4 protein-coding genes are annotated in these 6,386 nt (G+C 45.0%); all 4 read right to left on the reverse strand.

The window, feature by feature from the left end; genetic code table 11:
• Positions 1-184 precede the first annotated feature (184 nt).
• Positions 185-2,236 carry an NAD(P)H-quinone oxidoreductase subunit 5 gene (locus IQ224_RS20545; RefSeq protein ID WP_002744018.1) on the reverse strand — a complete coding sequence of 684 codons (2,052 nt, stop codon included), beginning with the start codon at positions 2,234-2,236 and terminating at the stop codon, positions 185-187.
• 164 nt (positions 2,237-2,400) lie between these two features.
• Positions 2,401-3,540, reverse strand: coding sequence for a hypothetical protein (locus IQ224_RS20550; protein WP_036400928.1), 1,140 nt, complete (start codon positions 3,538-3,540; stop codon positions 2,401-2,403).
• On the reverse strand, positions 3,537-4,274 hold the full coding sequence (locus tag IQ224_RS20555) for a FlgD immunoglobulin-like domain containing protein (RefSeq protein ID WP_036400925.1): 738 nt from the start codon (positions 4,272-4,274) through the stop codon (positions 3,537-3,539). The genes IQ224_RS20550 and IQ224_RS20555 overlap by 4 nt, the downstream gene beginning before the upstream one ends.
• Entirely contained in the window at positions 4,271-6,142 is a 1,872-nt protein-coding gene (locus tag IQ224_RS20560; RefSeq protein WP_194033441.1) for a serine protease, read from the reverse strand. The genes IQ224_RS20555 and IQ224_RS20560 overlap by 4 nt, the downstream gene beginning before the upstream one ends.
• Positions 6,143-6,386 lie beyond the last annotated feature (244 nt).

Raw genomic sequence — 6,386 nt, forward strand, 5'->3', positions numbered from 1 at the left:
GCCATTTTTGGTGCTTTACTGTTTCTCAAATGCCTTTTTTCGCTCCTTATGTTTATTTTTATGCTCACTTTGATTTTTTCTCTCCGTAATTTCTCTCTGTGACAGCTTAGGGTGCGGAATGTGGGTTAAAGCTGAAAAAAGGGGCTTCGCGCCCCCAAAAATCTTTAGTCAACCGATTAAAAATCTACACCAGACTATAGACAATTACTAAGCCCAAAACTGCGGCAAAGACAATTAAAGCGTAGAATTGGGCGCGACCATTTTCAAGGTATTTAAGACCTTCACCACTGACAAGAGTAGCTAAACCGGTTAAATTCACCGCCCCATCGATAACGCGATAATCCACTTCCATAATTTGCCGTGCGAGACGACGACAACCCTGGACGAAAACCCGATCATAGAGATTATCAATGTACCATTTGTTCAGGGAAAAACGATACAAAGCGGGGAATTTTTCGGCAATGATTGCGGGGTCAATTTTCTTCTGGAGATACATCAAAGAAGCGACAGTAATCCCGATTAAAGCAATCCCTACCGAATTACCCGCCATAATCAGAAACTCCGTCCAATCAAAAGCATGAACTTCTTCCACTACTTCGTTAGGAACATGAATAAAACCCTCGAAGAAATTCTGCCAAGGTTTACCCACCAAACCGATTAACAAAGAAGGAACCGCTAAAATCATGAGAGGTAAAGTCATCGTAATTGGAGATTCGTGGGGTTCATGGGCATGATGGCCGTGGTTGTCTTCTTCCTGTGCTTCCGAGTCCAATTGCTTAACATTCATTGCCCCCGGTCCAAAAGCCGGAATCGCGCCCGCATTGGCTAACAGTCGCCGTTTAATCTCCTTATTAGTCCCTCTAAACTCCCCTTCAAAGGTGTTAAAGTACATCCGGAACATATAAAAAGCTGTTAAACCCGCAGTCCCCCAACCGATTAACCATAAAGCTGGGTTCGCCTCAAAAGCTAAACCGAGAATTTCATCCTTAGACCAGAAACCAGCGAAAGGAGGAATCCCACAGATGGCCAGAGTTCCCACCAAGAAAGTTAGGGCAGTAATGGGCATATACTTGCGTAAACCGCCCATCATCCGCATATCTTGCGCTAAAACCGGCTCATGACCCACCACATCCTCCATACCGTGGATGACCGAACCGGAACCGAGGAACAACATCGCTTTAAAATAAGCGTGGGTCATCAGGTGGAATAACCCCGCACTATAAGCGCCGATACCCATAGCCATAACCATGTAACCCAATTGGGAGATGGTGGAATAGGCTAAACCCTTTTTGATATCATTCTGGGTAAGGGCGATACTTGCCCCTAGAAAGGCAGTAAAGGCCCCCGTCCAAGCAATTACCGTCATCGCCGTGGGAATTGGCTCAAAAACGGGATACATCCGAGCAATGAGGAAAACTCCGGCGGCCACCATCGTGGCGGCGTGAATCAGGGCCGAAATCGGGGTCGGACCTTCCATGGCATCCGGTAGCCAGACATGAAGGGGAAATTGGGCTGATTTGGCCACGGGGCCAAGGAAGACTAAAACGGCGAATAATGCCGCTAAACTGCCGGCAATGGCTCCAGAAGAGACTAATTCCTCTAGACGTTCACCCATGATATCAAACTCGAAGCTACCAGTGGCCCAGAAAAGACCCAGCATTCCTAGTAATAAGCCAAAATCGCCGACGCGGTTGGTAACAAAGGCTTTTTGACAGGCCTCGGCAGCCGCCGGACGAGTGAACCAGAAACCTACTAGCAGATAGGAACACATCCCCACCAATTCCCAGAAAATGTAGATCTGGACGAGGTTGGGACTGATGACTAAACCGAGCATAGAACTGCTAAAAATGCTCAGATAGGCGTAAAAACGCACATAACCGGGGTCGTGGGCCATGTAACCATCGGTATAAATCATCACCAAAAAGGCCACGGTGGTGACGATAACCGACATTAAAGCACTGAGGTGATCGATCGTATAACCCATTTTCAGGTGAAAGTTACCCGCCGATGCCCAATCGATCATTTGGTTGTAGGGAGCGTGTCCATTGATTTGACTCCACAGCAGTGCAAAAGACAGCACCATCGACGCACCGAGGGTAGAAATGATTAATACAGCATTTGCCTGTCGCAGACGATTGGTGACTTCATTAAAGGAAATTAAGCCCGCACCGACTAGGGTAGCGCCTACCAAGGGTAGGACGGGAACTAGCCACGCGTACTGATAAAGCGGTTCCATTCAGTAATACCTAGTTTACAATTTCACACTATTTGGTTTATCCTCATCTATTGTGACATAGGTTAATTCTTAAGAAAGTGTTTATACCTAGTTTTGCTCAATAGGGCGGCGAAAGGTCAAAGGATCTTATCAATTTGGCAGTTTAGCGAGCGGGACGGTAATTTTTAGGGAGAAGCGGTAAAATTATCGAATAACCACGAAAGCAAGGGAACGATTAAACCAGCAGAAAAGGAAATTATCGCCACGATCGCCTCGCTGCCAAGATAACGCGATAAAAAACTGCCTTGAATTTGGGCGATCGGTAGTCGCGGATTTAACCCCACTTGGATGCTGTTGGTATTGCCGGAAACGCTCACTTCTAAACCTTGTGATGCTTCGCTAATCTGCAAGTTTTCCCCCGTGGTTTTTAGTTTGAGGTTTTGGTTACTATCCTCTCGGATAATTTTTATCTGATTTAATATCTCTACCCCCGGTTTCTCGACGATCAGGAATTGATTTTCTTCTAGCTTAAGATCCTGTTGAGCCATCCGGATATTACCAGAAATAATTGTCGATTCCACTAAGTCATCTCTCACATTATTACCGGTGATAATCGGTCGCTCAAATCTAACATTATTAACTTTAATATTGCGCCAAAAAATAGGCTGTTCTTGATCTTGAGAAAGTTGTAAATTAACATCGATCGCTTGTTGTATTTCTAATTTAAATTCGGTGGTACTGAGATTAAATTCGAGAGAAATATCCTCTTTTTTTTGGGGTAAATTAGCAATTTTATAACCAGAAAGAGTTATTTTAATCGGGTTGCCGCTAGGGTTAAATGATAAATTTACTGGTTGAGAATTTGGCTGCAAACTAAAAGCCAAAAGATTATTAAAAGGCGCGTATTTGAGATTTTTTACTCTAGTTTCCTTTTGTAAACGGAGTTCTTGCAGGATAAAATCCGCCGTCGGGGTAATTGTTAAAGTGCTATTTTCCCGGATTGATTCAATTTCTAGTCGCTCTCGTTTATTCAGTTCGGGATCGGCAAGACTGCTAAAGGTTCCAGCGAGGGTAAATTTTTTCAGTCCCGATAGATCTATTTGGGAAAGATTATAGACATCTTTGAGCAATAAACTTTCGTTTTCTTGACAGGTAAAACTAAAGCTTTTTACCAATAAATTGCCTTCAAAGTTTTGTTTAACTGGGATAATTCCCCCAAAAATCGACAGGAAAACTAGGGACAGCGTAGCCAGGAAAACTATCGTAAACTTTTGATTTTTCTTGAGCCATCGCCAGAAACTTTTAAAATTATGCTTGGACTTCATTTTAGCCACTGGGGATTATGTTCAAAAGTTATATTAATCGGGGCATTTCTGGGAGGAGCATCATCTTGTTCTAATAAAGCTTTGACTCGCAATTCGTACAATCCCGCCCTAGCCAGTTTACCATCAGAAGTACGACCATCCCAAGTAAAGAAAATTTCCCCTTTTGGTTGCCAGTTAGGGCGAGAAGTCTCATAGATAACCTTGTTGTTCTGGAGGATTTGTAATTCTTTGATCTGGCTACGCACATTAGCAAAAAGGACGATATCGTAGGTTTTTGCCTGATTAAAAATAACTGGCAAATAGATCAATTTACCGTCACTGATAGAGGCCGTGGCCCGCAGACTTTCAAGGGCGATATCTTCGCGATCAATAACATAGTTAGACCATTTAAATTGATAGCGAGAACCTTGGGGACGCAAGGTGAGGGGAGCGAGTTGATAATTTTTTGGCACAGAACGCACTATCACTTTTGGCGCTCGGTTATTACGACTAGGTACTTCCAACTTTAGGGAGTCAGTCATCTCCCGAATCCGGCCGATAGAAAGGGAAATAAGACTAAAACTGCCCGCAATATCGATCGGAGCTATTCCCTCACAGCGCTTGTCATTATCTCTCTGGATATAGTTGCTAGATCTAGTATTTCCCGTCCCACAGTTTTGAGCTTGAATAGGGAAGAACGAGACCAAAATAAGACTAAGAATTGTTAAGTTAAGGGCAATAAATGATTTTTTCATGGTACAGCCACCTGCCATTGAGCTAATTTTTGGAGAACTCGATCGATAGGGTAAGCGAAACCGATACCGGAAGAATCGATTTGGGACTCGTTAATCGTTTTAAACATCAATCCGATCACCCGCATTTCCTGATCGAATACTGGACTACCAGACCCCCCCACGGCCAGACTCACATCGATTAATAAATTGCCGCTACTAGACTGAATGCCGATGGTAATCGCCTCGTACTTCGACCAATCTTTTGATTCAGGATGTCCGATGATAGAAATCGGTGTTTGTGGGTTAATTTCGCCTTGATGAAAGGTTAAAGGACTGATATCGTCTGGTAAACCCGTGACTTCCAGCAAAGCTAAATCCAAGTTTTCTTGGGGTTCGGTGATCTGACTTATTTTAGCCTTTGCACGATCGCGCGGGAGGTTGGGTAGATTTTCGCCGTAATAGGGTTCCACTTCCAGATTATTTTCCAGATTATCGGCCCTCTGTTCCGTGTCGCGATCGACCACCACATGACGATTAGTGATAATCCACACCGTTGTTCCCCGGCGTTTGACCACATAACCCGTACCGTAGGCAGTCCCCTTGGCGTTACCGGTAAAGACCACACTGATTTTAACTATTGATCGCTTGATCCGGGTGAGGGGATCCTCTTGGGGTAGATATTTAGTATTATTCAAAGCGATGATCTGCTCCGGTTGTTGCTGCAAGGATAACAAGCGCCGGGCTTCTTGCAGGTTATTGCTGGCAAATTCAAACTTCGGATCGATTTTTGTCGCCTTCTCGAACTCAGCGATCGCTGCCTCTAGCTTGCCCTGTTCCTGTAGGAGCCGACCTAAATTATTATGGGCAAGGGTGTGAGTGGTAGTAGGAGTCCCAGTAGTATCATCTGGTAAATCTAAGGCCCTACGGTACATTTCCTCGGCTTCCGTCAGTTTTTTCTGGTCCCTCAGCACGAGACCGAGACCGTTGTAGGCAAAGACAAACTTATCATCAAGCTCGATCGCCCTACGGAACATTTCCTCCGCTTCCGTCAGTTTGTTCTGGTCCCTCAGCACGTTACCGAGACCGTTGTAGGCATCGACATACTTATCATCAAGAGCGAGCGCCCTACGGTACATTTCCTCCGCTTCCGTCAGTTTTTTCTGGTCCCTCAGCACGTTACCGAGACCGTTGTAGGCAAAGACAAACTTATCATCAAGAGCGAGCGCCCTACGGTACATCTCCTCGGCTTCCGTCAGTTTTTTCTGGTCATACAGCACGATACCGAGACCGTTGTAGGCAAAGACAAACTTATCATCAAGAGCGAGCGCCCTACGGTACATTTCCTCCGCTTCCGTCAGTTTGTTCTGGTCCCTCAGCACGACACCGAGATTGTTGTAGGCATCGACATACTTATCATCAAGAGCGAGCGCCCTACGGTACATTTCCTCCGCTTCCGTCAGTTTTTTCTGCTCATACAGCACGTTACCGAGATTGTTGTAGGCAGGGGCATACTTATCATCAAGAGCGATCGCCCTACGGTACATTTCCTCCGCTTCCGTCAGTTTTTTCTGGAAATATAGGACATTACCTATATTTTTGTAGATTTCTGGGAGTTTTGGATCGAGAGCGAGAGCTTTTTGACAGAAAATCAGTGCTTCGTCTAACTTATTTTGACGGAATAGCGCAGCGCAGAGATTGCTAAAAGCCACAGCACTGTTAGGATCAAGCTGAATAATTTGTCGCCAGATTCTTTCGGCTTCCGGGTATTTTTTTTGCGCTTGAGCGGTTTCACCCTGTTGCCATAACTGCTCCAGTGTTTGTGCCACTGTTGTCGGCGGCATGATCATCAATGCCAAAGTTAACACCCAAGCCAGCCGCACCACTTTCATAAGCTGATTGAAAATATTCCATCTATAGGTTAACAGATAGCAATGGAGTCAGGAACATTGCTGCATCTTAGTCGGTTAAGTAAGTAGTTATAATTAAATTGAAGATAGATTTTGCCTCTGATCCCCCCTGCTACCTTGATAAGGGACTTGCGTGGGAATAATATCCCAATCGATCGGAGGGCGCAAGCTTTGCGCCCCTACAGTAACGGATTTTGTCCACAATGTAGGGGCGAACTGCGTTCGC

The sequence above is a fragment of the Microcystis sp. LEGE 00066 genome, assembly GCF_015207925.1.
In the GTDB taxonomy this organism is placed as follows: Bacteria; Cyanobacteriota; Cyanobacteriia; order Cyanobacteriales; family Microcystaceae; genus Microcystis; species Microcystis ichthyoblabe_A.

Excerpts from the sequence above, each read along its gene's own strand:
- IQ224_RS20545 (WP_002744018.1), bottom strand. The coding sequence starts at position 2,236 with ATGGAACCGCTTTATCAGTACGCGTGGCTAGTTCCCGTCCTACCCTTG.
- IQ224_RS20550 (WP_036400928.1), bottom strand. The coding sequence starts at position 3,540 with ATGAAGTCCAAGCATAATTTTAAAAGTTTCTGGCGATGGCTCAAGAAA.
- IQ224_RS20555 (WP_036400925.1), bottom strand. The coding sequence starts at position 4,274 with ATGAAAAAATCATTTATTGCCCTTAACTTAACAATTCTTAGTCTTATT.
- IQ224_RS20560 (WP_194033441.1), bottom strand. The coding sequence starts at position 6,142 with ATGAAAGTGGTGCGGCTGGCTTGGGTGTTAACTTTGGCATTGATGATC.